General features: G+C 61.9%; 24 protein-coding genes and 1 tRNA gene. 11 read left to right on the top strand and 14 right to left on the bottom strand.

Annotation, left to right across the window (positions count from 1 at the left end):
* Positions 1-277: 277 nt before the first annotated feature.
* Positions 278-631, top strand: a complete 354-nt coding sequence (locus ACWTV3_RS13500; RefSeq protein WP_197126412.1) for a siderophore-interacting protein — start codon at positions 278-280, stop codon at positions 629-631.
* Between the two features lie 42 nt (positions 632-673).
* On the opposite strand, the gene ACWTV3_RS13495 is transcribed toward ACWTV3_RS13500, so the two are convergent.
* From ACWTV3_RS13495 to ACWTV3_RS13485, 3 genes are all read right to left on the bottom strand, one after another.
* A complete protein-coding gene (locus ACWTV3_RS13495; RefSeq protein ID WP_498478716.1) occupies positions 674-1,141 on the bottom strand; it encodes a hypothetical protein in 468 nt (155 codons plus the stop codon).
* On the bottom strand, positions 1,138-2,550 hold the full coding sequence (locus ACWTV3_RS13490) for a dihydrolipoyl dehydrogenase family protein (protein WP_498478715.1): 1,413 nt from the start codon (positions 2,548-2,550) through the stop codon (positions 1,138-1,140). Before ACWTV3_RS13490 ends, ACWTV3_RS13495 begins: the two co-directional genes overlap by 4 nt.
* A 76-nt stretch (positions 2,551-2,626) precedes the next feature.
* Complete coding sequence (locus tag ACWTV3_RS13485) at positions 2,627-3,427, bottom strand: crotonase/enoyl-CoA hydratase family protein (protein WP_498478714.1); 801 nt, start codon at positions 3,425-3,427, stop codon at positions 2,627-2,629.
* Between the two features lie 84 nt (positions 3,428-3,511).
* Between ACWTV3_RS13485 and ACWTV3_RS13480 the strand changes: the two genes are divergently transcribed.
* Positions 3,512-3,829 carry a DUF4333 domain-containing protein gene (locus ACWTV3_RS13480; protein ID WP_498478712.1) on the top strand — a complete coding sequence of 106 codons (318 nt, stop codon included), beginning with the start codon at positions 3,512-3,514 and terminating at the stop codon, positions 3,827-3,829.
* On the opposite strand, the gene ACWTV3_RS13475 is transcribed toward ACWTV3_RS13480, so the two are convergent.
* The 6 genes from ACWTV3_RS13475 to ACWTV3_RS13450 all read right to left on the bottom strand — a co-directional run bounded on the left by ACWTV3_RS13475 (position 3,787) and on the right by ACWTV3_RS13450 (position 10,738).
* Complete coding sequence (locus ACWTV3_RS13475; protein WP_498478711.1) at positions 3,787-4,662, bottom strand: arginase family protein; 876 nt, start codon at positions 4,660-4,662, stop codon at positions 3,787-3,789. The two genes, ACWTV3_RS13480 and ACWTV3_RS13475, sit on opposite strands and share 43 nt — an antisense overlap.
* A 24-nt stretch (positions 4,663-4,686) precedes the next feature.
* Positions 4,687-5,424, bottom strand: coding sequence for a PspA/IM30 family protein (locus ACWTV3_RS13470; RefSeq protein WP_498478710.1), 738 nt, complete (start codon positions 5,422-5,424; stop codon positions 4,687-4,689).
* Between the two features lie 39 nt (positions 5,425-5,463).
* A complete protein-coding gene (locus ACWTV3_RS13465) occupies positions 5,464-7,476 on the bottom strand; it encodes a TPM domain-containing protein (protein WP_498478709.1) in 2,013 nt (670 codons plus the stop codon).
* Between the two features lie 55 nt (positions 7,477-7,531).
* A complete protein-coding gene (locus ACWTV3_RS13460; RefSeq protein ID WP_498478708.1) occupies positions 7,532-8,272 on the bottom strand; it encodes a hypothetical protein in 741 nt (246 codons plus the stop codon).
* The gene (locus ACWTV3_RS13455; RefSeq protein WP_498478707.1) at positions 8,265-8,804 is read right to left on the bottom strand and encodes a sigma-70 family RNA polymerase sigma factor; all 540 of its coding nucleotides are present in this window, start codon (positions 8,802-8,804) and stop codon (positions 8,265-8,267) included. Before ACWTV3_RS13455 ends, ACWTV3_RS13460 begins: the two co-directional genes overlap by 8 nt.
* 104 nt (positions 8,805-8,908) lie before the next feature.
* Complete coding sequence (locus tag ACWTV3_RS13450) at positions 8,909-10,738, bottom strand: phosphoenolpyruvate carboxykinase (GTP) (RefSeq protein ID WP_498478706.1); 1,830 nt, start codon at positions 10,736-10,738, stop codon at positions 8,909-8,911.
* 125 nt (positions 10,739-10,863) lie between these two features.
* On the opposite strand from ACWTV3_RS13450, the gene ACWTV3_RS13445 reads away from it, so the two are divergent.
* Positions 10,864-12,300 carry a helix-turn-helix domain-containing protein gene (locus tag ACWTV3_RS13445; RefSeq protein WP_498478705.1) on the top strand — a complete coding sequence of 479 codons (1,437 nt, stop codon included), beginning with the start codon at positions 10,864-10,866 and terminating at the stop codon, positions 12,298-12,300.
* 50 nt (positions 12,301-12,350) lie between these two features.
* Here ACWTV3_RS13445 and ACWTV3_RS13440 read toward each other — a convergent pair whose 3' ends face one another.
* Entirely contained in the window at positions 12,351-13,448 is a 1,098-nt protein-coding gene (locus tag ACWTV3_RS13440) for a type I restriction endonuclease (protein ID WP_498478704.1), read from the bottom strand.
* 152 nt (positions 13,449-13,600) lie between these two features.
* The gene (locus tag ACWTV3_RS13435; protein ID WP_498478703.1) at positions 13,601-14,041 is read right to left on the bottom strand and encodes a rhodanese-like domain-containing protein; all 441 of its coding nucleotides are present in this window, start codon (positions 14,039-14,041) and stop codon (positions 13,601-13,603) included.
* An 87-nt stretch (positions 14,042-14,128) separates the two neighbouring features.
* Here ACWTV3_RS13435 and ACWTV3_RS13430 point away from each other — a divergent pair, with 87 nt between their 5' ends.
* On the top strand, positions 14,129-14,791 hold the full coding sequence (locus tag ACWTV3_RS13430) for a pentapeptide repeat-containing protein (protein WP_498478702.1): 663 nt from the start codon (positions 14,129-14,131) through the stop codon (positions 14,789-14,791).
* Between the two features lie 5 nt (positions 14,792-14,796).
* Here ACWTV3_RS13430 and ACWTV3_RS13425 read toward each other — a convergent pair whose 3' ends face one another.
* Positions 14,797-16,077 (bottom strand): FAD-dependent oxidoreductase, encoded by a 1,281-nt coding sequence (locus ACWTV3_RS13425; protein WP_498478701.1) that lies wholly within the window; start codon positions 16,075-16,077, stop codon positions 14,797-14,799.
* Positions 16,078-16,175: 98 nt separating this feature from the next.
* Here ACWTV3_RS13425 and ACWTV3_RS13420 point away from each other — a divergent pair, with 98 nt between their 5' ends.
* Both ACWTV3_RS13420 and ACWTV3_RS13415 read left to right on the top strand, forming a co-directional pair.
* Positions 16,176-16,541 (top strand): ArsR/SmtB family transcription factor, encoded by a 366-nt coding sequence (locus ACWTV3_RS13420; protein ID WP_498478700.1) that lies wholly within the window; start codon positions 16,176-16,178, stop codon positions 16,539-16,541.
* 61 nt (positions 16,542-16,602) lie between these two features.
* Positions 16,603-16,806, top strand: a complete 204-nt coding sequence (locus tag ACWTV3_RS13415; RefSeq protein WP_498478699.1) for a hypothetical protein — start codon at positions 16,603-16,605, stop codon at positions 16,804-16,806.
* A 35-nt stretch (positions 16,807-16,841) separates the two neighbouring features.
* Here ACWTV3_RS13415 and ACWTV3_RS13410 read toward each other — a convergent pair.
* A tRNA-Arg gene (locus ACWTV3_RS13410) sits at positions 16,842-16,914 on the bottom strand.
* Between the two features lie 86 nt (positions 16,915-17,000).
* Between ACWTV3_RS13410 and ACWTV3_RS13405 the strand changes: the two genes are divergently transcribed.
* The gene (locus ACWTV3_RS13405; protein WP_498478698.1) at positions 17,001-17,795 is read left to right on the top strand and encodes a transglutaminase-like domain-containing protein; all 795 of its coding nucleotides are present in this window, start codon (positions 17,001-17,003) and stop codon (positions 17,793-17,795) included.
* Positions 17,796-17,810: 15 nt separating this feature from the next.
* On the opposite strand, the gene ACWTV3_RS13400 is transcribed toward ACWTV3_RS13405, so the two are convergent.
* On the bottom strand, positions 17,811-18,428 hold the full coding sequence (locus ACWTV3_RS13400; RefSeq protein WP_498478697.1) for an arginyl-tRNA synthetase: 618 nt from the start codon (positions 18,426-18,428) through the stop codon (positions 17,811-17,813).
* A gap of 135 nt (positions 18,429-18,563) precedes the next feature.
* Here ACWTV3_RS13400 and argS point away from each other — a divergent pair, with 135 nt between their 5' ends.
* The 4 genes from argS to ACWTV3_RS13380 all read left to right on the top strand — a co-directional run bounded on the left by argS (position 18,564) and on the right by ACWTV3_RS13380 (position 23,913).
* A complete protein-coding gene (argS, locus tag ACWTV3_RS13395) occupies positions 18,564-20,225 on the top strand; it encodes an arginine--tRNA ligase (protein ID WP_498478696.1) in 1,662 nt (553 codons plus the stop codon).
* Between the two features lie 5 nt (positions 20,226-20,230).
* Positions 20,231-21,091, top strand: a complete 861-nt coding sequence (locus tag ACWTV3_RS13390) for an LmeA family phospholipid-binding protein (RefSeq protein WP_498478695.1) — start codon at positions 20,231-20,233, stop codon at positions 21,089-21,091.
* A gap of 105 nt (positions 21,092-21,196) precedes the next feature.
* Complete coding sequence (gene lysA, locus ACWTV3_RS13385; RefSeq protein ID WP_498478694.1) at positions 21,197-22,600, top strand: diaminopimelate decarboxylase; 1,404 nt, start codon at positions 21,197-21,199, stop codon at positions 22,598-22,600.
* Positions 22,597-23,913 carry a homoserine dehydrogenase gene (locus tag ACWTV3_RS13380; RefSeq protein WP_341620771.1) on the top strand — a complete coding sequence of 439 codons (1,317 nt, stop codon included), beginning with the start codon at positions 22,597-22,599 and terminating at the stop codon, positions 23,911-23,913. The genes lysA and ACWTV3_RS13380 overlap by 4 nt, the downstream gene beginning before the upstream one ends.

The following is a 23,913-nucleotide window of genomic DNA, read 5'->3' as shown; positions in this document are numbered from 1 at the left end:
TGGCTGTTTCGCTCCGCCAAGCTCGCGTATGCATAGAGCGAGCCAATCCAGAGGGGTCCCAGTGCTGCCAGCGCAATCGCGACTCGTTGCATCGCTTTTCTGCGTCGGTTCTGCTCGACTGCGTGACTGTTGGTCATACTCGATTGTTGCAGAACAAAAGAAATACTTAGGTTCCTCAAGGCCGCGCGTCGTGCTGTAGTGGTGGCCCCGAATCCGCTGCTTGGAGTCCGCCGAGAGCGCTTCGTGATTTAGGTAAGGCATGCCTATACTGGGGTCAATGTTTCCCGAACTCTTCACCCCGCAGATCGCCTGGAATCCCCAGTCGGCTGACCGCGTGCTGCTCGCGGGAGACGAGACCTCGATCGATGCAATCTCGATGATCCTCGCGACATTGCCGGCCCGTTCACGCGGCCAAGTGTTCATCGAAGTTGACTCGGCTGACGCCATCCAGCCGCTATCGGCTCCCGGCCGCTTCAGCGTGTGCTGGTTGCTGCGCGAGCGCGGCCAAAGCGTTGCCCGATCGGTCGACGCGTGGCTTAGCGAAATGCTGCCCGTCAGTGCATTCGGCGAGAGCACCGTTTACGCGTGGGTTGCTCATCAGGGCCCCGCGCGACTGCTCAGCTCCAACTAGCGCGCCCCTCCGACTAGCTCGCGCCGCGCATCCATCCGCCCGCTACTTTTCCGCTGTGGCTTTCGGCGCACGCAATGACCTCGCACGCACATAGCCACCGAGCTCCAGCCCCGCCTCAACCTCAAAGCGATTCGTCAGCGGATTCTGCCCCGCCAGCAAGTACAGCGGGATAAACCACAACCCGTACTTTCGCCACTGCTCGCGGTGAACAGCCTCATGCGCGAGCACGTCATCGCTCGCATCCCCGCCGGTCAAAAACACGGCGCCAATCGTCGTGCCGCCGCGCCCAAACGCCCACTTCGGCAGAGGCGTCGCCACCAGCACGCCGCCCTGCGACTTCAGCGCGCGCTTGCTCAACGCCGCGCCCCATAGCGCTCCGGATGCCGTAGCAAACCAGTAGCCGGGTCGCGTGAGGACGGGGTGCAGCAGCACTCGCTGAGCGCGCGGATTGTGTTCGGCGCGCGCCAGAGCGTGCCCGAGCCGCGTGCCCAGCGTTAGTGCTCGGCTCACGGACGTCCAATCGTTTCGAGCAGTCGCAGCCACACCTCACTGATCGTGGGGTACGAGGGAACCGCGTGCCACAGGCGCGCGATGGGAACCTCACCCACGATGGCGATGGTGGCCGAGTGCAGCAGCTCCGCAACATCCTGACCCACAAAGGTCGCGCCGATAATGACCTGACGCTCGCGGTCGATGACGAGTCGTGCGTGGCCCTCGTAGCCGTCAGCCTGCAGGCTCGCGCCAGCAACCCAGCCGATGTTGTAGTCAACGACTTGAGCGTCGATGCCCTGCTTCTCGGCATCGTGAGACATGACTCCGACCGAAGCTACTTCGGGATCGCTAAACGTGACTTGCGGAACAGCGCTGTGGTCGGCGGTCGCAACGTGCGCACCCCAGGGGGCGTCATCCACGGTCTCGCCCTTAGCGCGGGCGACAATCACGTCACCGGCAGCCCGCGCTTGGTACTTGCCCTGATGGGTGAGCAGCGCGCGGTGGTTGACGTCGCCGACGGCATAGAGCCAGTCGGTGTCGGGCACGAGCATGGTGTCGTCCACCCGAATCCAGTCGCCCGGCGTGAGGCCAACGGTTTCAAGGCCGATGTCATTCGTGCGAGCGGCGCGACCGGTTGCAATCAGGATTTCGGATGTCGTGAAGCTACCCTCCGGAGTCTCGATCACGACGCCGTCAGCGGTGCGTTCCACGCGCGTGGGGGAGGTTCTGACGATGATGACGTCGCGCTCCTTCAGGGCTTTCTCGACCATCTCGCCGGCGAAATCTTCTTGGCCGTTGAGTAGCCCGCTGCGGGCAAACATCGTCACTTCGGCGCCGAGGTCACGGTAGGCAGTGGCCATTTCTACCCCAACAACGCCGCCGCCGATGATGGCGAGGGACTCGGGGACAACCTTGACCGCGGTGGCTTCACGCGGAGTCCACGGCTGAGCTTCGATCAGACCGGGAATGTTAGGCAGTTGCGGGTCAGATCCCGTGCTCACGACAACGGCGTGATTGGCAGTGAGCGTGGTGACGGTTCCGTCGTCGGCCGTGACCGTGACGGTCTTGGGGCCCGCGAGGCGCGCGTGCCCGCGCTCGAGGCCGATACCCGCTTTCTTGACCCACTTCACTTGGCCAGCGTCATCCCAATTGCTCGTGAAGCTATTGCGGCGCGCGAGCAGAGCGTCGACGTTGATGCCACCCGTCACGGCTTCTGCAGCACCGGGAAGTTTTTCGACCGCGCGCAACGCCAAGCCACTGCGGATGAGGGCTTTCGACGGCATGCACGCCCAGTACGAGCACTCACCACCCACGAGCTCGCTCTCCACGAGCACTACGCTCAACCCGCCTTGAACGGCGCGATCCGCCACGTTCTCACCGACCGCTCCGGCTCCGATAACGATGACATCCCAGTTGTTCTCGGTCATGAGTGAACTCCTTCGCGTTGGTGGTGCGGATGGTGCGGGTGATGCTGGTGCGCCGGTATCGGCCGTACCGGCGGTCCTACTTGCCGATGAACTCGGCGGTGGTGCGCGTCATAAACGCTTCCATTCCGATTCTGGCATCTTTGCTCTGAGCGACCGCTACGAGGGCGGGCTGGAGGCCTGACTCGGCCGCTGCATCGCCCTCGCGAATCGCCAGGTTCGCATTAGCCAGCGCCGCTTGCACCGCGAGCGGCGCCTGGGCCGCAACACGGTGAGCCAGCTCAAGGCCGCGCGCATACTGCTCGCCGTGCGGCACAACTTCTTGCACCATCCCGATGCGGTGCGCTTCGGCCGCGTCGAAGCTGTCGCCGGTGAGAATCCAGCGCATCGCGTTCGACCAGCCCACTCGGCGCGGGAAGCGAATGGTGGCACCACCAAAGGGCAGGATGCCGCGCGAGACCTCGACCTGGCCGAAGACAGTCGAGTCCGCTGCGATGGCGATGTCGCTCGCCAGCAGTAGCTCAATACCGAGCGTGAGGCACGTGCCCTGCACCGCAATCACGACGGGCTTCGAGAGCTTTTCGCCCGAGACCTGCCACGGGTTAATGCCGCCCTCAGGAACCATATCGAGCCCGTCCGCTCCGATGCGGGGGCCAATGTCAGCGAGGTCGAGGCCGCCCGTGAAGTGGTCTCCGTGAGCAAAAACGAAACCGGCCCGCAGCTCGGGGTCGCGTTCAAGTTCGCCATACGCGAGTGCGAGTTGCTGCAACATCTCCATGTCGGCGGCGTTGCGCTTGTCGGTGCGGTTGAGGCCGATGAGCAAGACGTGACCGTCTCGCTCCACAGTGATCTTGGGGGTGCTCGAGTTGGAGTCAGTCATAGCCCCAGACTACGACTGCACGACAGCCAGCGGGAGGGATGCTGGCGATAAGCTCATACCCACACCAACTTTTCGGAGGCTCCTGTGTTGCGATCCGCAATTCTCGTTTGTTCTGTTGCGACGGCGGCCCTGCTCAGCGGCTGCAGCAGCGAACCGCCCGTCGAGGTTTCCGCGAGTGACATTGCGGCGGAGGCGGTTTCCGCGCTTGAACAGGCCACGGGCGAATCGCCCGAGATGAACTGTGGCACCGACATCATTGAGCTCAAGAACAACACGAAACTCGACTGCGTTCTTACCGACACCACGCTCGACGAAGACTTCGACAGCCAAGTGACGATTACGGATGTCGACGGGGCGAACTACTCGGTGTCGGTCGGGGTTGCAGAAGAACCGCGCGAATGACCGCCGGCGCTCGCTAGGGCGCCAATCAGCCTCAAAATTGTGGGGGAGTCATCCACCGCGGACGTCATCGACGCGGGAGCAAATTCGGTGATGCCCGCCCCCGACAGCGGGTACTTTGCCACCACAGCGCGAATCGTTTCGATGAGCACTCCCGCTTCGATGCCGAAGGGCACGGGGGAGCCGAGCCCCGCGAAATCAGCGGGATCAAGAACATCCAGATCGATATGGAGATACACCGAGTCGGCGCCCGTCGCCGCAATGGCATCGAGCAGCGTCTCCGCAGAGAAATCGACGGGGCCGAGCATCCGGATGCCGGACTGACCGATGTAGTCATCTTCAGCGGTATCGATCGAGCGCACGCCGGCGAGGATCACCCGATCGGCGCGAACCGGATGCGCGGGCACAAGCTCAGAGGGACCATCGCCCAGGAGCGTGCGCAACACCATTCCAGTGAACGCGCCGGAGGGACTCGTCGCGGCGGTATGCAGATCAGGATGGGCGTCGAGCCACACCACGGCGGGCTCGCTCGCGCTCACATGCTCGATCGCCGCGAGCTCGACGCCGCAATCGCCACCAATGGTGACGTGGGTGTCAACGCCGGCTTCGGTGCCTTCGGCGAGAGCGTGCCGTAGCCGATCGCGCACGAGCAGCAGCGAACTGTAGCGGTGCACGCCCGTGCCTTGGTGATCGCCCGCTTCGAGGGGAATGTCGACGGTGCGAGTCGACGCCGAGGGAAGATCTCCCCGAATCGACTCGGCACCGTCCACAAGTTGCATGGCGCGGGACGAACCCGAACCCTGCCACTGCGGAACGACAACGTAGTTAATTGTCATCCGTTGTACTTTCGAATCGTCGAATTACTCGCCTGCGGTGAGGGCTTGAGCGCCGCCCGCTTTGAGAGCCGCGAGACGGGCCTCAACTTCGGTCTGCTTGCCGAGGTCTTCGAGGCCTTCGAACTGAGCGTCGAGGCTGGATGCTGCGAGCTCTTGCTGCCCCAGAACCTTGGCCTCTTCGCGGCGAATCTTGTCTTCGAAGCGGCCGAGGTCGCTCGTCGGGTCAAGAAGATCGATCGACTTGAGCGCGTCGTGCACCTGCGACTGAGCTTCAACCGTCTTGGAGCGAGCAACAAGCTCGTCACGCTTGGCGGTGAGTTCGCTCAGCTTGGCGCGCATGCCATCGAGGCCGCTCTTGAGCTGGTCAACAACCTGAGTTTGCGACGCAATGGTCGGCTCAGCGGTGCGAGCTTCGTTCTCGGAAGAAACTTGACGACCGATGGCGATCTTGGCGAGGTTGTCGAACTTGTCGGCATCCGCGGCGTTACCCGCCGCGCGCAGTTCGTCAGCCTTCGAGCTTGCCGCGAGAGCCTTACGGCCCCAGTCAGCAGCAGCGTTCATGTCTTCAGCGTGATCCTGCTCCATGAGGCGCAGGTTGCCGATGGTCTGAGCTACAGCGCTCTCCGCATCCGCAATGGAGTTGGTGTAGTCGCGCACGAGCTGGTCGAGCATCAACTGAGGGTCCTCGGCCGAGTCGAGGAGCGAGTTGATGTTCGCCTTCAGTAGTTGTGAGATTCGTCCGAGAATTGACTGCTTTGCCATGCGACGTGCCTTTCGTGAGTTTTCTGAAGGAAACCGTAATTAGAATCTACCGCCGCGGCTGCGGCCACCACCACTGCGGCGAGATGATCCGCCCGAGCTGCGGCCGCCCGAACGTGAACCGCCGCGCGAACCTGAACCGCCCGAGCGCGAACCGCCGCCCCAGGAGTAGCCCGACGATGGGCGCGACGAGCGTGAGCCGAGGCTGCCACCGATGAGCCCACCGATGATGCCGCCGAGCACAGCTCCACCGCCCGAATTCGAGCCGCCGAGCGACCCGCCAACGCTAGCATTGGAGCCGCCGGAGAATTGAGAGACCTCGCGCTGAGCGATGTCGTACGCACTTGCCGCCAATTGGTCCGCCGTGCGGGCGTGGGTCACAGCGGTCACGGGGTCGGATGTCTGCAGCGCGAGCGCCTGCTTGAACTGACGATCAGCTTCGGCAATCTTGGTTCGCGCCGAAGAGCCAACGCCACCGCGACGTGTCGTGATGAACTGCGCCGTCGTGGTGATGCGAGACTGCGCTGCCGCCAGCGCCGCCGACAACTGGGTCGCTGCTTGAGCCGTTGCTGCCTGCTGGTCGCGCACGCCCACAAAGACCGTTTCGAGAGCAGCGTTAGCATCCCCGAGTGCGCTCAAACTCGCGACAGGATCGGCGGTCGCCGACTGGGCGGCAGCCAACGCGGCTTCAGCACTCGCGATCGAGGGCTGCAGTGCTGCTGCCGTGCTGTCTGCGGGAAGCGCGCGGGCCGCAGCGATGTCGTTCGTGGTGTCTGTGATGGCGGCGGCAAGCTTCTGCTCTACTGCCTGGAGCTCCGCGGTCAGCGAATCGACGGCATCCATGAGTTGGATGGCCTGGCCCAGTTCCGCTTGAGCGGCGCGCACAGCGACAGCAGCTTCACTCGGTTTCTGCGCTTCGATCGAGGCTTGCGCTGCAGTCGAGGTGCTCACAGCCGAGTTCAGCAATTCCTGAGCGCGCGTGCCGTTGTCGACAACAGCCGCAATAGCCGCGGGCGCGTAGCGCGCGGTGAGCGCTGCGAGGGCGGCCTCGGTTGCGGGGAGTCGCTGAGCCGCGGCCGCAATCGCGGTGGAGGTTTCAGCGAGTACCGCGGCGGCGTTTGTCTCAAGCTGGCGAAGTTTCTCAAACGCCTCGGCCTGTTCGTCGAGCAAGTCGTCGGCGTGCTCGCACAGTTCGATGATCTCGATCGTCATGGCACGCTTCTGCTCGGCTGTTTCAGGCTCGCTGTCGTCGAGTTGCTGGCGGATGCGGAACGCCTTCGCCACAGCGGCATTCGCTTCGTCAAGCGACTTCTGGAAGCCGGCGGTCGCGGCCGAACCGAACTGTGCTTCGGCAAAGCCAAGCTCTTGCTCGCTGGTCTTGACCGCGTCATCGAGATCGACCAGAGCGCTACCGGCGCGACGGTCGAGTTCTTCTTGCGAAACCTCAGCGGTGGGAGCAGTACTGCCGTCACCCTTGCCGCCACGACGCACACGGTAAATCACATAGGCGCCAGCACCAACAACCGCAACACCGCCCACAATCGGCAGAATCGGGATGCCGCCGCTTGATGCGTCGGACGTCACCGCCGTCGAACCCTCACCCGCGAGCGAGTTGGCGCCCGCGATAGCAGCCTGCCCCCAGTTATCGTTGCGAAGCTCTGACTCGATCGCGCTTTCTGCGGCATCCAGCTGGTCAGAGGTCACGGGAGCGTCGGGCGCTACGGAGAGTGCGTATTGGCGCTGCGAAACAGCAACGGCAAGAAGCAGATCATTGTCGCCCAGCCCGTTGTTATCGGCGGTGGTGTCAGCCCAATCAACAGGGTCGCTGGGGTTGGTGAACTCGTCAACATAGACGACGAAAAGTTGAATGCCCTGGCTTTCGTAGAGCGAATCGAGAGCACCATCGATGGCGCTCGAATCGCCGTCGAGCACGCCCACCGCGTCGACAACGTAGCCGCCGTCGAGGCTCACAGGGTCGTTCGCCAGAGCCGGCCCTGCGGTGAGCAGGGCGAGTGCAGCGGCAAGCGCCAGAGTAGTGCCCAGTCGAGCTTTCACGGGTGCTCCTTCGTCGAGGACAGTGACACGACGAGTCTAGCGAAGGCGACTGTGGCTACTGCAGTGTGATCGCTGATTGTGCGCTGCGAACTTCGGCAGCGGCGCCATCGGCGGGGTCGGTGGGTACAAAGGCGAGCGTCGCATTCACGGCATAGGTGCCGGGCTCCACCATCCCACCGGTGTCAATCATGGTGCAGTCGAAAATATCGATCGCGACATCAAAAGCGATGCTTTGGCCAGGCTGCAGATTCACAGGCATGATCGACAGAATCTGAACATCCGGGCTGTGCGAAATCACGATTGAGTCGCGCAGCAGGTTCACCTCGGGCACGTTCGAGGTGGAGCCGGTCACCGGCTCATCAGACGTATTGGTCAGGCGCGCTGTGCCGTAGGTGCTGCCGGAAGCCACAACTTCGGCGGGCAACTCCAGTTCGAGCGAGAGCCCAAACGGCGTTGTTTGATCGGTGCGGATGCTCGTGCCACACGTCGCGGTGATCGGGCTCGTGTCGGGGGCGGCCTGCGATTCTTCTGACGGGGCGGCGTCGCTTTCGCCGCCGGTGTCGAACGACTCGTCTGCGACGACCCCTGCCGTCGTGCTGGTGGGGTCCGCCTGCCGGAACGTGCTGATGCCTGCGAAGACGAGCGACGTCGCCGCGAGCAGTCCCACCGCTCCTACCGCGAACTGGCGTGGGAGGCGGCGACGTTTGCTTCGTGAAATCACTGCAGCGGTATCAATATCGATCGCGGGCAATTCGGTGCCCGAAAACTGGGTGCGCAGTTCGTTCTCATCAACCACGGTGGCCTCCCAGATCGTGTGCGTCGGCGCGGTCTAGGCTCACGGCCATGCGGGCGAGTCCGTCACTCAAATAGCGTTTCACGGCACCCGAGCTGATATCGAGGGTCGCGGCAATGTCATCCACTTTGAGATCTTCGTAGTAGCGCAGCACCACGCAGGCGCGTTCGCGCGGGCGAAGCTTCATGAGTTGAGACTGAAGGTCTAAGCGAGCTTCGGTGTCAGCATCCGCAGATTCATGGATGTCGGGCTCCACCGTGAGGTGGGCGATCTTGCGCCAGCGGCTGATCTTTCGGCCGCGGTCAAGGTAGGTGTTCAGAATCGCTCGACGCACGTAAGCCTCGGCGCTGGCGATGCCGAAGCCGTTACGCAGACGACCGAAGGTTTTCACGAGGGCATCGTGCACAAGGTCGGAGGCGTCGTCGCGGTTTCCCGAAATCAGGTACGCGTAACGCGTCAATGCCTCACCTCGCTCGGCGACGAGTTGTGCGGCTACGTCTTCCCAGCGGGCAGGGGTGTTTGTGGTCTCAGTCACTGAGCCCCTCCTCGCCGTCGTCTCTATTGTGGCCGAGGAATGGCCAATAGTTAGCGCAATCGTGGTCACACTAGTAAAGACGAACGGCGAGGGGGTTTCGTTGGTTAGCTTGTGAGGCGTGCTTTCAACTGCTCAAGCTGGCGTGTAACGGCAGCGGGAACGCGACCATCGAAGGTTGCAAAAAATTCTTCGGTGGATGCCGCTTCGGCGAGCCATGACTCCGTATCGATAGCAAAAAGCTGTTCCATGACGTTTTCGTCAAGGTCGAGGCCGTCAATATTGAGGTCGCCTTCGCGGGGGAGCAGCCCGAGGGCACTCTCCTGTGCGGCAACTTGACCGTCGACGCGTTCGAGAATCCACTCGAGCACGCGAGAGTTCTCGCCGAAGCCTGGCCAGAGGAACGAGCCATCCGCGCCCTTACGGAACCAGTTGACTTGGAAAATGCGCGGCACCGTGCCTGAACTGCGGAGGTTCTGGCCCACAGAGAGCCAGTGGGCCCAGTGGTCTGCCATGTTGTATCCACAGAAGGGCATCATCGCGAACGGATCTCTCCGTAGTTCGCCAATGGTGCCTTCGGCAGCCGCCGTCCGCTCAGATGAGATAGTGGCGCCCAGGTAGACGCCATGCTCCCAATCTCGTGCCTCCACCACTAGCGGCACGTTGGTCGCGCGGCGACCGCCGAAGATTATGGCGTCAATAACGACGCCCTGTGGCGATTCCCACTCATCTGCGATGGTGGGGCATTGTGCTGCTGCCACAGTAAAACGTGAGTTCGGATGCGACGAGGGAGTTCCCGATTCGGGAGTCCAGTCGTTTCCTTGCCAATCGATCAAGTGCTCAGGCACCTCATCGGTCATGCCTTCCCACCACACGTCGCCGTTGTCTTTCAGCGCAACGTTGGTGAAGACGGTATTGCCCCAGATGGTGTCCATCGCGGTCTCGTTGGTGGCGATTCCCGTTCCCGGCGCCACACCAAAGAATCCAGCTTCAGGGTTGATGGCGCGCAGGCGGCCGTCAGCTCCCTTGCCAAGCCACGCGATGTCGTCACCGATCGTCTCGGCCTTCCAGCCGGGAATCGTGGGCTTGAGCATCGCGAGGTTGGTCTTGCCGCAGGCGCTGGGGAATGCCGCAGCGATGTGGAAGACGCGACCACGAGGGTTGGTGAGCTTGAGGAGCAGCATGTGCTCGGCAAGCCATCCTTCGTCGCGAGCGATCACCGAAGCGATACGCAGGGCGAACGACTTCTTCGCGAGAATTGCGTTGCCGCCATAAGCGGAACCGAACGACCAGATTTCGCGAGTCTCGGGGAAGTGGCTGATGTACTTGGTCTGGTTGCAGGGCCACGGCACATCCGTGTCACCGGCAGCGAGCGGGGCTCCAACACTGTGGACGGCCCGCACCCACTCGGTGGAGTCATCAATCGACTGAAGAACAGCGGTTCCCATTCGCGTCATGATGCCCATGCTCATGACGACGTAGGGGGAGTCGGTCACCTGCACGCCGATTTTGGCGAGGGGAGAACCGAGCGGACCCATAGAGAACGGAACAACGTAAAGGCGGCGGCCTCGCATTGCACCCTCAAAGAGGCCGTCAAGCGTGGTGCGCATATCTGCGGGGGCGGCCCAGTTGTTGGAGGGGCCGGCATCGCTCTCGTTGACCGAGCAGATGAAAGTGCGCGATTCGACACGAGCGACATCGCTGGGGTCGCTGCGGGCGAGGAAGCTGTGGGGACGGTACTCATCGTTGAGACGGGTCAGCGTGCCGGCCTCAATCATGAGTTCGGCGAGCTCGTCAGCCTCTTCGGGGCTGCCGTTGCACCAGACAACTTCGTCGGGCTGCGTGAGGGTGGCGATCTCTTCCACCCAGGCAATAACGCTCTGATTTGTTCCGTCGGGTGCGGAGAAGTGGGTCCTTGTCATCTCGGCGATGCTCATTTCTACCTTCCGCTGAAGTGTTGTTGTAGTGAAAAAACTGTTGTTATTCGATGATGACCCACTTTTGCCCGCCTTGCTGGCGAATCAGGTGGAAAGAATCCTCGTTCTTTAGTTATAGTGAACGTGTGAATGATCTTGTGACTCTCGGGCAACGCATCCGACATTTCCGCACCACGGCCGGACTGACCCTCGACCAACTCGGCGACAAGGTGGGAGTCGCGGGTAGCCAGCTCTCCCTCATGGAGAACGGGCGGCGCGAACCCCGACTGACGCTGCTGTCGGCAATTGCGTCGGCCACCGACATCCAACTCGCCGATCTGCTTGAAGAAACCCCGCCGACCAAGCGGGCTGCGCTCGAGATCGAACTCGACCGTTTGCAGCGCAGCACGATCTACGCGTCGTTGGGGCTGCCGAAGATTCGCCCATCTAAGGGCATTCCGGATGAGACGCTCGAGGCAATCGTGGGCCTCCACCATGAACTTTCCACGCGCTCGCGCCAGGCGATTGCCACTCCGGAGGAAGCGCGTCGCGCCAACACTGAGCTGCGTCAGCGCATGCGCACTCTCGATAACTACTTGCCCGACCTCGAAAAAGAGGCCGAGAAACTCACGATCGCGGGCAACCATACGACGGGGGCGCTCACTCATCGCGCCGTGAGTCTGATGGCGGAATCCCTCGGCTTCGAACTCGTGCACGTGCACGACCTGCCGCATTCGGCGCGTTCGGTCACCGATCTCAAGCACGGGCGCATTTACTTGCCGCCGGCATCCATTCCGGGCGGGCACGGCCTGCGTTCGATGGCGCTGCAAGCAATGGCGCACCGCGTTCTCGGTCACACGGAGCCGACGAGTTACGCCGAGTTCTTGCACCAACGTCTCGAAATCAACTACTTCGCGGCGGCTGTGCTCATGCCGCTCAAGCAGTCGGTGGCGTTCTTGAGCGAGGCCAAAGCTTCTCGCAACATCGCCGTCGAAGACTTTCGGGATGCCTTCGGCGTCACCCATGAAGCGGCTGCGTTGCGCTTCACCAACTTGGCAACCTCACACCTCGATCTCGAAACACACTTCTTGCGCGTCGGTGACGATGGTGCCGTCTACAAGGCCTACGAAAACGATGGGCTTCGCCTGCCGGTGGATGTCACGGGCTCGGCCGAAGGTCAGTTTGTGTGCCGCAATTGGAGCGCTCGTACCGCGTTTACCCGCACCAACCGCACCACGGAGTTCTACCAGTACACCGATACCCCTGAGGGCAGCTTCTTCGAATCGACCCAAACGGGAACGACGGATGCCGAAGAGTTCTCGATCACGATCGGGGTGCCGTTCTCGCACTCCAAGTGGTTCCGCGGCCGCGCCACCGACGTGCGTCGTTCATCCACGTGCCCCGACGAAACCTGCTGCCGCAAGCCGGAGGGCGAACTGCGCGACCGATGGGCGGGCAACGCGTGGTCGAGCGCCAAGCTGCACGCCCACATTCTGTCGCCGCTGCCTTCGGGAACCTTCCCCGGCGTTGACGACCGCGAGCTTTACGAGTTCCTGGAGTCCCACTCGAGCGACGCCGGCTAAGCAGCGCGGGTGAGCTCCTTTTGAGGCTCGCCCGCGCTGTTGGTGCTGATCTAGCTGTCGTGAAGCTGGACAGCGGCTCTGATCTGCTCGGCGTAGTTGTAGATCTCGTCGAGAGATCCAATGGCGTGCTTGGTTTCGACTTTGTCGGCGTCAAAGGTCCCGATGTACTTCTGCTTCTTGCTGTTGAAATGCAGTCGAGCGATGGTCTTTCTATTGTTGTCATCGAGCAGCACAGCGAAGTACGACTTTGCATCGCGGTGAACCACACGCTGTGGCTTCACTTCGCTGCATGCGATTGCCTTGACGATTTGGTAGCCCTCGAGTTCTTCGAGGGTGGTCTCAATTTCGGTATCGCGATCAAGATCAGCCTCGACTACGGGCTCGCTGCTGAGCTCTTCTGCTTCTGCATCCGTCTGAACTGAGGGATAGGTCGACGAGCCTAGGGCTGCCTTCAACCGGTCATTCACTTGGTCATTCAAGAACTGCTTCGAGGCTTTATTTACGAGCGGAGTGAATTGCTCGCGGACTTTCTGAGTAAACGACTTGTCATACACGCGGGAGGTGACGAACTTCACCCAATCGTCTGACGACTCGCGGAAGAGCGTTGCTATCGTGCGCTTGAGGGCTCCGACGTACTTGAGCTCCTCGGCAGCGTTTATCACTGAGTCAAGATCGAAGGAGTCCTTCGTGAGTTTGCTGAGTTCTGGAATCAGCGTCTCGTCAATATCAGCCAGATCGAGAACCAAGAACGGCTTGTCGTCCATTCGATTCGGTGCATCGAGGTCGGTGTAGAAATGGTAAATCGCGCCGTTGGTGAGCACAGCGATACGAGCGTTGGTTACCGCGAAATAACGATACAACTGGGATGCGTGTTCGATGCGCAGCGGTTCTTTCGACCTCTTGCACTCGATCAGAATCTGGACTTCGCCATCGCGCATAATCGCGTAGTCGATCTTCTCGCCCTTTTTCACCCCTACATCAGCGGTGAACTCAGGAACCACTTCAAGCGGATTGAAGACGTCGTAGCCAAGAATCGTTGATATGAACGGCATAATGAACGCGTTCTTCGTGGCTTCTTCGGTTTGGATCGCTTCGCGCTGGTTTTTGACTTTGAGCGCTAATGCGGCGAGACGTTCTGCGAACTCCATTGATACCCCTTTGAAACAGTTGTTGAAAACACTAGGGGAATGGTCGCGAGAATATGTCAGTCCATCGCCCCCAGTTATGGCTGCAAGTTACTAGTTGCCCGGGACCGCTCGCAAGAAGCTCGCGACTTGTGCCTGATGATGAGGGCGTTGAGTTAGCAGTCGCAGGAGATTGCCGCGACGGGAGCCGTAAGCGGATCCTTGGCGCGCACGACGGGGCCGTTGCTGTCCGCTGCAGGGAATCCTTCGCGTGCCCAGTACTCGAAGCCGCCGATCATTTCGCGCACTTCGTAGCCGAGCTTCGCGAATTCGAGCGCGGCTTTCGTGCCACCGTTGCAGCCAGGGCCCCAGCAGTAGACGACGACAGGCATATCCTCGGGGATCTCGGCGGCGGCGCGGGCACTGATCGTGGAGGTCGGCATGTGCACGGCGCCGACCGCGTGACCTTGATTCCAGGCGGCGTCACCGCGCGAGTCAATGAGCACAAAACGTTGGCTGGCCTCGATCGCTGCCCCGACATCCGAGGGATCAGTTTCGTAGTCGAGCTTGCTCGAAAAGTGGGCAACTCGGTCTGCGGCGGTGGCGGGAGGCGTCATGCGTACAGGCTAGCGGTGCAGCGTCAGTGTGGTGGGGTAGTTTCGGTTTGGCGCAGAACCCATCCAGCTCAAGGAGTGACCCGCGGCATGGCTAAGAAAGCAGTGACGGCAGCACCGCTCATCGATTCGCTTCGTTTGGAGAATCTTGTCGAAGGCGAAGCGAAGTCACTGCGTGCACATGAAAGTTATGACGGTCAGCGGTTTACAGCATCCGATGTGAGCGAAGATGACCTTTCGGGGATCTCTTTCACGGAGTGCGAGTTCACCGAGCTCGAGGCCAATGAGACGAACTTTCGGGCAGCCACTTTCGTGGAGACCCGCTTCAACAAGCTGAACGCCCCCATTTTCTCGGCCCCGCGCTCGAACCTTCGTGACGTGAGTATCGAGGGCTCTCGGTTGGGGTCGGCAGAATTTTACGAGTCAACGTGGAAGTCGATTCGGTTTGTGCGCTGCCGCATCGGCTACCTCAACCTGCGGGGAGCCCATCTTCACGACGTGTTGTTCCAAGACTGCCTCATCGATGAACTCGACCTCGGTGGCGCCACGGCAAACCGTGTCGCGTTCTCGGGGACACAGGTGAACTCTCTCGACCTCACCCGCGCCAAGCTCACCAACGTTGATTTACGGTCGCTCGAATTGCGCCACGTTACGGGGGTCGAGCACCTCAAGGGCGCGACGATCAACTCCTACCAACTGGCAGAACTCGCGCCGGCTCTCGCCGCGCACCTCGGGATCCTGCTCGACGACTAAGCCGGTCAGCAACCGCCGCTAGTTGTCGAGCAGCAGACGCCCGTCTCGGGCAACATGAGGTTCACGCGGTCAGCACTCGCCACGTCGCCAGCGATAGCGGCAACCACCGAGCGCACTTGCTCGTAACCGGTCGCCATCAAGAAAGTCGGGGCGCGGCCGTAGCTCTTCATGCCGACGATGTAGACATTCTTTTCGGGATGCGCGAGCACACTCGCTCCGTGCGGCTCCACGGTGCCACAGCTGTGCGAATTCGGGTCGATGAGGGGTGCCAGCATGACGGGAGCTTCGAGCACCGGGTCGAGGCTGAGGTGCAGCTCACGCATGATGCCGATGTCGGGGCGGAACCCGGTGGCGGCGGCGAGAGCATCCACGGTCAGTGATTGGTCGCCATCGGGATTGCTGCTGGTGACAGTGAGGCGGCCATCGCGTTGAGGAGTGAGTTCGGTGACGGTGAAGTCGGTCAGGAGCGTGATCGCTCCAGATTCGACGGCAGCCTTTAGGCGAGTGCCCAGCGCACCGCGACCCGGGAGTTCATCAGCGCTGCCGCCACCATAGAGGCGACGAGCCGACCGGCCACGAATTGCCCAGGTGATTTCGGTGGTCGGATCGCTATCGCGCAGGGCAGCGAGAGCGAGAAGCGTATTGGCGGCCGAGTGGCCCATGCCGATGACGAGCGTGTGCTTGCCGGCGAAGCGCGCACGATCGCGGCCGAGAACATCGGGCAGCGGTCCCGTGAGCCACGCGCTGGCTTCGGTCTCGCCCGTGGCGGGGAGTCCGGAGGCGCCGATGGGGTTGTTCTGGCCCCAGGTTCCTGACGCGTCGATGATGGCGGAAGCGAGGATGTCGTAGACGCCATCGGGGGAGTCAACGCGAACCATCAACGGCCGGCGCTCGCGGCCGATCGTTGTGGTCGAGTCAATACCCTGACGGGACATCCCGATAACGCGGCTGTTGTAGCGGATAAGCGGTGCGAGTTCGGCGGTGGCGGCGAGGGGCTTGAGGTAGTCCCGCACGAGATCGGCACCGGTGGGGAGCGTCTCTGCGTCGGGGGAGACCCAGTCGGTGCGCTCGAGAAACTCACGGCCGAAGGGGTCGATGCTGTAGCGCCATGGAGAGAAGAGGGAGACGTGGCCCCAGTCGCTGATCGCAGCACCGGCATGGTTGCCGGATTCCACGACGACTGCGGTGATGCCGCGTTGAGTGAGGTTCGCGGCTGCAGCGAGCCCAATAGGGCCCGCACCCACTACGACGACGGGAAGGGTGGAGGGGGAAGGTGCGACAGTCATTGCTCTCCTTGGTGGTGTTCGCTAGCGGCGCTACTAGCGTACGCTCACAATAACAGTATCTACTGTTGATAACAAAGAATTCATGTAAGATCGCCTCTATGAGCGAACGAACCGACCTTCTGATGATTCAGAAGCCCACCTGGTCAGCGACGGCCGAGCGCGCCCAGAGCCTCGCACCGCTTTTGCGTGCCCTCGGCGACCCAAATCGGCTCCAGCTTGTTCTGCTTCTCACCGAACGCGCCCACACGGTTCGCGAACTCACGGAGGCCACCGGCCTCAGCCAAACGCTCGTGAGCCATCACCTCGCACCACTGCGCGAAAACGGTCTCGTCACGGTCACGCCGCGCGGCCGCGCCAACGTCTATGCGCTCTGCTGCGAAGCGTTCGCCGAGCCCGTCAAGATGCTCGCGTCCGTCGCGACCAGCACGGATGCCGGGGCAGAGGCCTGCTGCGTCGTCTCCTAGCGCCGCGCTAGGAATGCGATTTTTCCTTGAGAAGAGTCCAGTCGTGGCCTACCGTGAAAGCATGACAAAATCTCAAGCTGGGCCGTTACCTCGCGGGGTATGGACGATTGCGGTGATCTTTAGCACCGCGATTCTCGCGGTCGGCCTCTGGGCGAGCATCGCCACCGGAGAATGGATCGCTCTACTGAGCGCGTCAGGACTCATCATTCTTCCGCTGGGCGGCCTGGTCTATCGTCAATCGCGCACGCAACGGCAGCCAGAATAAGCCGCGGCGCAAGTGCGGCGTTGAGCTAATAACAGTGCCCCCGGAGGGAATCGAACCCCCGACCTACGGTACCGGAAACCGGCGCTCTATCCCCTGAGCTACGAAGGCAAGGAGGCTAGCTTAGCAAGCAATTGCCCCAACAATTAGCACTCTGTTGGGATGTCCGCTTCAGGTTCTCGTGACAGTATCGGAGCATGCTGCGCACCGTTTCATCTCACCAAGAACTTGACCTTCGCGGTCGCACCGAAATGGTCTTCAGTATTGCTGTTGCAGCGCCGTGGCCGCTGGCATCCGAGTCGATAGATTTTGTGTTGGATGGCGTACCCCAGCACCCCACAGAGTTGGTCGACGCCCGCGGAACCCGCTTGCACTCGCTCATTGCTGGACCGGGGCAGCTAGTTGTGGACTACGCCGCCACCGTCGAGGCCACTCCCGATCCCGCGCCGCTCAATGCCATCGATCGCGTCGAGTACTTGCGCCCGAGCCGTTACTGCGAGTCAGATGTACTCACGCCAACCGCCCGCTCCCTCTTTCCTACGCAGTCCGGCCATGAACTGGTGCAGGCAGTTCGCGACTGGGTGTCGCACAACCTCCGCTATAGCCCAGGAATGTCGGCGGCCACCGATGGTGCCTCTCATTCTTTGCTCACGCGTCGTGGCGTGTGCCGAGACTTCGCGCACCTCACGATCACGATGCTGCGGGCGAAAGATGTGCCTGCCCGCTACACGTCGGTGTACGCACCGGGCCTGAGCCCGATGGACTTTCACGCGGTGGCCGAAGCGTATGTCGACGGTCAGTGGTGGGTTGTTGATTCGACCGGACTCGCACCGCGTCAATCACTCGTGCGCATTGCGACGGGCCGCGACGCAGCGGATGTCGCATTTCTCACGAACCACTGGGCCGACCTGTTCCTGCAGAAGCTGGAGATCACGGCCACCGCCGACGACCTTCCTATGGATGACCACCGTTCACTCGTTGAGCTTCCCTAGTTACGTGCGGAACAGTTATTGAAGTGCTGATCCCACTTCCTCAACAAGACCGCTGGCCTGCGCCGCCGACGTGAATTCCCGGGAGCTCAGCGTTGCCCAATACGGGCCCACAAAAATTTGAGCGGTTCCGATTCCGCTGGCGCTGGAAAAGTAGCCGCTAAAAGCCCCCGCGTTTGCTCCCGCGTTCGATGTGAACGTCTCGAGCTTTGACGCGGTCGGTTGAGCGACTGAGACGTCGATTGACGTGCCGCTTGTTGTGTTCTGCCAGCGGCACACGACGCCCTTAGCTGCGACGGCAGCTGCGGCGGTGGTACCCGACTCGGGCGTGAAGTTGCCGAGCAGTAGGTAGTTGGGATTGAACTCGTACATCGCGCTGGGGGAGACGAGATCGTTGCAGCTGAAGCTCACCGCAGTATCTTGCGGCGACTGTGAGGGTGTGGGAGTGGACGACGACGTTGCTTCAGGCGATGGCGACGGTATCGCAGTGTCTTCAGGCGTTGCACTAGTGGGGAGGTTCGAGGCACTGGGGGTAGTCGCGTTCGTGCCCGGCTCCGTGGGCACGCAGGCGCTCAGAAGGAGAGCCGAGGCGCTCAGTGCGATCACTGCCGGAATTACGCGAAGTCGAAAAGCCATACCCCCATTCTCATGACTTGCACCGGCATCGCAGCGCAGTGACCCGGCAGTGTCGTGAAGTGTCAACCGATCTGTGACCTTAAGCCCGCATCCACCTCGCACCGAATGCCTTTAACCACCCAGTACTCTTAAGGGGTGAATCCTGCTGATCTTTCTGCCACCCTGCTCTCTGTCGTCTCCCGCATTGCGGCTGACCGCGGCACGCCCGATCTGGGCCTGACCGCGAGTGACTTGGTGCTAGAGCGACCGCGCAACCGCGATCACGGTGATTGGGCATCCAACATCGCTATGAAGCTCGCGAAGCCGCTGGGGGCCAACCCTCGCGAACTTGCGACCGAAATTGCTGAGCAGGCTCGCGCTATCGATGGCATTGCCTCGGTGGATGTTGCGGGCCCCGGCTTCATTAACATCACGCTGGATGCCGCTGCCGCGGGTGCGCTCGCGAAGACCATCGTCGAGCAGGGCGAGGCTTACGGTCGCAATGAATCCCTCGCGGGTCAGACCATCAACTTGGAGTTCGTTTCGGCCAACCCCACCGGTCCGCTGCACATTGGCCACACTCGGTGGGCTGCCCTGGGCGACTCGCTCGCGCGCATTTTGAAGGCTGCCGGCGCTGAACTTGTGAGCGAGTTCTACATTAATGACGCCGGTAACCAGATGGACAACTTTGGGGCGTCTATCTTGGCCTCGGCTAAGGGCGAACCGACTCCCGAGAACGGTTACCCGGGCGCCTACGTTGCCGAGCTCGCTCAGCGCGTGCTCGCCTCGAACCCCGAAATTCTTGAACTCGACCATGATGAAGCGATCGCGGTCGCTCGCGAACGTGGTTACGAGCTGCAGTTGGGCGAGATCAAGAAATCCCTCGCTGCCTTCAACGTGCACTTCGACGTGTGGTTCAGCGAGCGAGAGCTTCACGCGGTGCAGGAGGATGGCAAGAGCGCCATCGACACCGCTGTCGAGCGTTTGCGGGCCCAAGGCCACGTCGCCGACATCGACGACGCCGTGTGGGTCAAGACCACTGACTTTGGTGATGACAAAGACCGCGTGATCAAGCGCGGCAATGGCATCTACACCTACTTTGCTGCTGATGCGGCGTACTACTTGAGCAAGGGTGACCGTGGCTACGCCCACAAAATCTACTTGCTCGGGGCCGACCACCACGGCTACGTTCACCGTCTCAAGGCGCTCGCGGGCGCGGCCGGTGACGACCCCAACAAAGACATTGAGGTGCTCATCGGGCAGCTCGTCAGCATCAACGGTGCTCGCCTCTCCAAGCGCGCCGGTAACATCATCGAGCTCGACGACCTGCGCGAATGGCTCGGAACGGATGCCCTGCGCTACTCGCTCGGCCGTTACCCCTCCGATTCGCCGCTCAACCTCGATCCCGAGATTCTGCAGAAGCGCACCAACGACAACCCTGTTTTCTACGTTCAGTACGCTCACGCCCGCACGCACAGCGTTGCTCGTAATGCCGGGGAGTCGGGAGTGGATCGTAGCGTCTTCGATGCTTCGCTGCTCACGAACGAGACCGAAAGCATCCTGCTCGGTGTTCTTGCGGAGTTCCCGCGCATCGTGGCTCAGGCCGCAGAGTTGCGTGAGCCCCACCGCATCGCGCGTTTTGCCGAAGAACTCGCCGGCAGCTACCACCGCTGGTACGACCAGTGCCGCGTTACACCCATGAACGACGAAGAAGTGACCGACGTTCACCGCACACGACTCTGGGTCAACGACGCAGTCGGTCAGGTTCTGCGGAACAGCCTCTGGATGCTCGGGGTTAGCGCCCCGGAGCGGATGTAGCTTTCGTGGCTTCTGACGAACAGCCCACCATCGAGCTACGGCTCGACGGTGCGGGGGAGCCCGCTACTGCGACGACCACCGGTTACGAGACTGCGAAGCGCAAGCGACGGAGCTGGATTGGGTGGGTCGTCGCCGGGGTCGTTTTCGTCATCCTGATCGTGGGCGTTGTGCTTGTCGAAACGGTCGGACGAACAGCCGCGGTTCGCCTCGCACAGAACGAGATTGCGTCGTCTCTCGGCCTGGAATCCAGCGACGGTGTGGCTGTCGATCTGGGCTCCGGCTCGCTTATCGTCCAAGCGCTCACGGGCGGTCTCGACGTCGTCACGATCGACATCGACCGCTTCGAGGTCAACGGCCTCGAGTCATCCGTGCAGGTCATTGCGACAGGGGTACCCGTGGTGTCGTCGCAACCCATCGACACTGTCTCGATGGACGTCGCTATTACTGGCGCTGAGGTATCGAAGCTTGCCACGACCCTGAGTGGCACCGGTCTCGACTCCATCGAGCTCGAAGGCACGGCAATTCGTGTGTCGACGGTGTTCGAATTGTTGTTCTTTGAAATTCCCGTAGCCGTTGATTTGATTCCCGTAGCTGCCGGCGACTCCGTTGCGTTCGAGCCGGAGTCGGTCATCCTTGGAGAAGAAACGATTTCGGTCGCCGCCCTGCGGGAGAATCCGCTCGTTTCCGGCCTCGCGGGTAGCCTGCTCAGCTCACAAGAGTTTTGTGTTGCCTCGTCGCTGCCAACGGCATTGACGATCGATTCGGTTGCTGTCGCTAACGACAACCTCGTCATCGAGCTCCGCGCAGATGGGTTTGCGCTCGACGATGCCGCGTGGAACGAATACGGCACGTGCCCGGCACCTTAACTCGATTCAGCGCTAGCGGCGTCAGCCGTTAGAGTGGTCAGCATCCCCAACGCCTGTGCGGACACAATCCGCCGTTTTCCGTCTACATCTCTGTGAGGTGCGACTGTGTTCGCGAACCCGCTGGCGCCCGAGTGGCTCGAAGCTCCCGCCGAAGCTAATTCTTTGGCATCGACCGTCTGGTCGCGCAATGCTGCGCGCTCCGAGAGCGGTGAACTGACCATTGCGGGTGTTTCCGCGAGCGAGCTCGTTGCTAACTTCGGTACGCCGGTCTACGTCGTCGACGAAGCGGATGCCGTGACGCGCGCTACCGAGATCAAGGGCGCGTTCGATACCGAATTCGCTCGCATCGGGTCGAGCGTCAAGGTGTACTACGCCGGCAAGGCATTCCTCTGCACTGAGGTCGCTCGCTGGATGACGGCCGTTGGCCTCAACATCGACGTTGCGAGCGCCGGCGAGATGGCTGTTGCCCTCGCGGCTGGCGTTGACGCGTCGCGACTGGGATTCCACGGCAACAACAAGAGTCTTTCCGAGATCGACCGTGCTGTGCGCGCGGGCATCGGCCCCATCGTTATCGACAGCGTCGTCGAAATCGGTCGGGTTGCTGAAGCCGCTGCACGGCACGGTCGGACCCAGCGAGTGCGCTTGCGCATCAGTAGCGGGGTTCACGCGTCCACTCATGAGTACTTGGCAACGGCCAGGGAAGACCAGAAGTTTGGTGTTCCGCTGACCGAAGCTGAGGCGATTGTGGCGCAGATTCGTTCGCATTCTTCGCTGGAGTTCGTGGGCATCCATTCGCACATTGGATCGCAGATTTTCGACACTGCGGGCTTTGCGGAGGCAGCTCGTCGCTTGCTTGAGCTGCATGCCCGTTTGTCGGTGGCGGCTCCGGTGCCCGAGTTGAACTTGGGCGGTGGTTTCGGCATCGCGTACACCTCGGTGGATCAAGCCTTGCCGGTTGCTGAACTCGCGGCGTCGCTCGCCAACATTGTCGAGGCTGAGTGCGCTCGCCTCGAGATTCCTGTTCCTGTCATTGCTATCGAGCCGGGCCGTGCCATCATCGGCCCGTCGACAGCCACCCTCTACACCGTGGGCACGATCAAGGATGTGCTCGTTGAAGGCGAAGCGGTCCGCAAGTACGTCAGCGTTGATGGCGGTATGAGCGACAACCTGCGCACAGCCCTCTATGCGGCGGACTATTCGGCTCGCCTCGCGAATCGCGTTTCGGATGCTGCCCCTGAGCTGGTGCGTATCGCCGGCAAGCACTGTGAGGCTGGCGATATCGTCGTGCGCGCCGAGTACCTGCCCGGAGACGTTGAGTCCGGAGACACTGTGGCCGTTCCCGCCACCGGCGCATATGGCTGGGCGATGTCCAACAACTACAACTACCTTGCGCGCCCGCCCGTTGTTGCGGTGCGCGACGGTAAGGCTCGCATTATTGTGCGGGGCGAAACCGAAGACGACTTGCTCAGCCGCGACGCGGGAATCACACCATCGGGAGACTCTGAATGATCGAATACCGCAACCTTCGCGTCGCAGTTCTGGGTGGAGGAAGTGTCGGATCACAAGTCACCGCTCTACTGCTCGAGCACGCCGACGAGCTCGCTGCCCGGGCGGGAGCCGGGCTCGAAGTCGTGGGCGTCGCCGTTCGTGACATTGACGCCCCTCGCGACACCGACATCCCGAAAGAACTGCTGACGACTGACGCAGAGTCGCTCATTGTTGGCGCCGATATCGTCATCGAACTGATCGGTGGTCTTGAGCCAGCCCGCACCTGGATTCTGAAAGCGCTGCACTCCGGTGCCGACGTCATCACCGCTAACAAGGCTCTGCTGGCCCACCACGGCGCTGAGCTCTTCGAAGAGGCCGCTCAGGTTGGCGCACAGTTGTACTACGAAGCGGCAGTGGCTGGCGCGATTCCAATCATCCGTCCGCTGCGTGACAGCCTTGCCGGTGACCGCGTTGAGCGAATCTTGGGCATCGTCAACGGCACCACCAACTACATTCTTGACCGCATGGATGCCACGGGCGATAGTTTCGACACCGCTCTCGCCGAGGCCACACGCTTGGGCTTTGCCGAGGCAGACCCCACCGCCGATATCGAGGGCTACGACGCTGCGCAGAAGGCCGCACTGCTGGCGAGCCTCGCTTTCCACACACGCGTGCCGCTGGATGCCGTGCACCGTGAAGGAATCACGAGCGTTACCGCCGAGCAGGTTGTTGCCGCGCGCAAGGCTGGTTATGTCGTCAAACTGCTCGCGATTTGTGAGCGCGTTCTCGCCGCCGACGGCTCGACCGAGGGCGTCAGTGCTCGCGTTCACCCCGCCCTTGTTCCTTTGACTCATCCGCTCGCTGCCGTTCACGGTGGCAACAATGCGGTGTTCGTTGAGGCCGAGGCTGCAGGCAGCCTCATGTTTTACGGCGCCGGCGCTGGCGGAATTGAGACCGCATCCGCCGTTCTGGGCGACGTTGTTTCAGCCGCGCGCCGCCACGTCATTGGCGGCCCCGGCGTTGCCGAGTCGACCCACGCCAACCTTCCGATCCTGCCGATCGCCCGCGTGATGACGCGCTACCAGATCACGTTGACGGTCGTCGACGAGCCCGGAGTGCTCGCCACGATCGCTGCTGTATTTAGTGACCACGAAGTCTCTGTTGAAGCGGTCAACCAGACCGTCGGTGCCGTAGTGGAGGGTGTGCCGAGCGCTACCCTTATTACAGTGACGCATGAGGCGACGGATGAGTCGCTTGCCGCCACGGTGGCAGCGCTGGCCGAAAGTTCGGTTGTGCGCGAAGTTGTGTCCGTTTTGAGAGTTGAGGGGCTGTAA

The organism is Salinibacterium sp. AL4.1 (assembly GCF_059767305.1).
The sequence above is the reverse complement of the archived record's forward strand: the minus strand, read 5'-3'. Positions and strand labels throughout refer to the sequence as shown.

Coding starts and splice junctions, on each gene's coding strand:
- ACWTV3_RS13400 (WP_498478697.1), bottom strand. CDS start 18,428: ATGGCTTTTCGACTTCGCGTAATTCCGGCAGTGATCGCACTGAGCGCC.
- ACWTV3_RS13435 (WP_498478703.1), bottom strand. CDS start 14,041: ATGACGCCTCCCGCCACCGCCGCAGACCGAGTTGCCCACTTTTCGAGC.
- ACWTV3_RS13450 (WP_498478706.1), bottom strand. CDS start 10,738: ATGAGCATCGCCGAGATGACAAGGACCCACTTCTCCGCACCCGACGGA.
- ACWTV3_RS13420 (WP_498478700.1), top strand. CDS start 16,176: ATGAGCGAACGAACCGACCTTCTGATGATTCAGAAGCCCACCTGGTCA.
- ACWTV3_RS13485 (WP_498478714.1), bottom strand. CDS start 3,427: ATGACTGACTCCAACTCGAGCACCCCCAAGATCACTGTGGAGCGAGAC.
- ACWTV3_RS13490 (WP_498478715.1), bottom strand. CDS start 2,550: ATGACCGAGAACAACTGGGATGTCATCGTTATCGGAGCCGGAGCGGTC.
- ACWTV3_RS13470 (WP_498478710.1), bottom strand. CDS start 5,424: ATGGCAAAGCAGTCAATTCTCGGACGAATCTCACAACTACTGAAGGCG.
- ACWTV3_RS13425 (WP_498478701.1), bottom strand. CDS start 16,077: ATGACTGTCGCACCTTCCCCCTCCACCCTTCCCGTCGTCGTAGTGGGT.
- ACWTV3_RS13380 (WP_341620771.1), top strand. CDS start 22,597: ATGATCGAATACCGCAACCTTCGCGTCGCAGTTCTGGGTGGAGGAAGT.
- ACWTV3_RS13415 (WP_498478699.1), top strand. CDS start 16,603: ATGACAAAATCTCAAGCTGGGCCGTTACCTCGCGGGGTATGGACGATT.
- ACWTV3_RS13440 (WP_498478704.1), bottom strand. CDS start 13,448: ATGGAGTTCGCAGAACGTCTCGCCGCATTAGCGCTCAAAGTCAAAAAC.
- ACWTV3_RS13475 (WP_498478711.1), bottom strand. CDS start 4,662: ATGACAATTAACTACGTTGTCGTTCCGCAGTGGCAGGGTTCGGGTTCG.
- ACWTV3_RS13405 (WP_498478698.1), top strand. CDS start 17,001: ATGCTGCGCACCGTTTCATCTCACCAAGAACTTGACCTTCGCGGTCGC.
- ACWTV3_RS13430 (WP_498478702.1), top strand. CDS start 14,129: ATGGCTAAGAAAGCAGTGACGGCAGCACCGCTCATCGATTCGCTTCGT.
- ACWTV3_RS13500 (WP_197126412.1), top strand. CDS start 278: ATGTTTCCCGAACTCTTCACCCCGCAGATCGCCTGGAATCCCCAGTCG.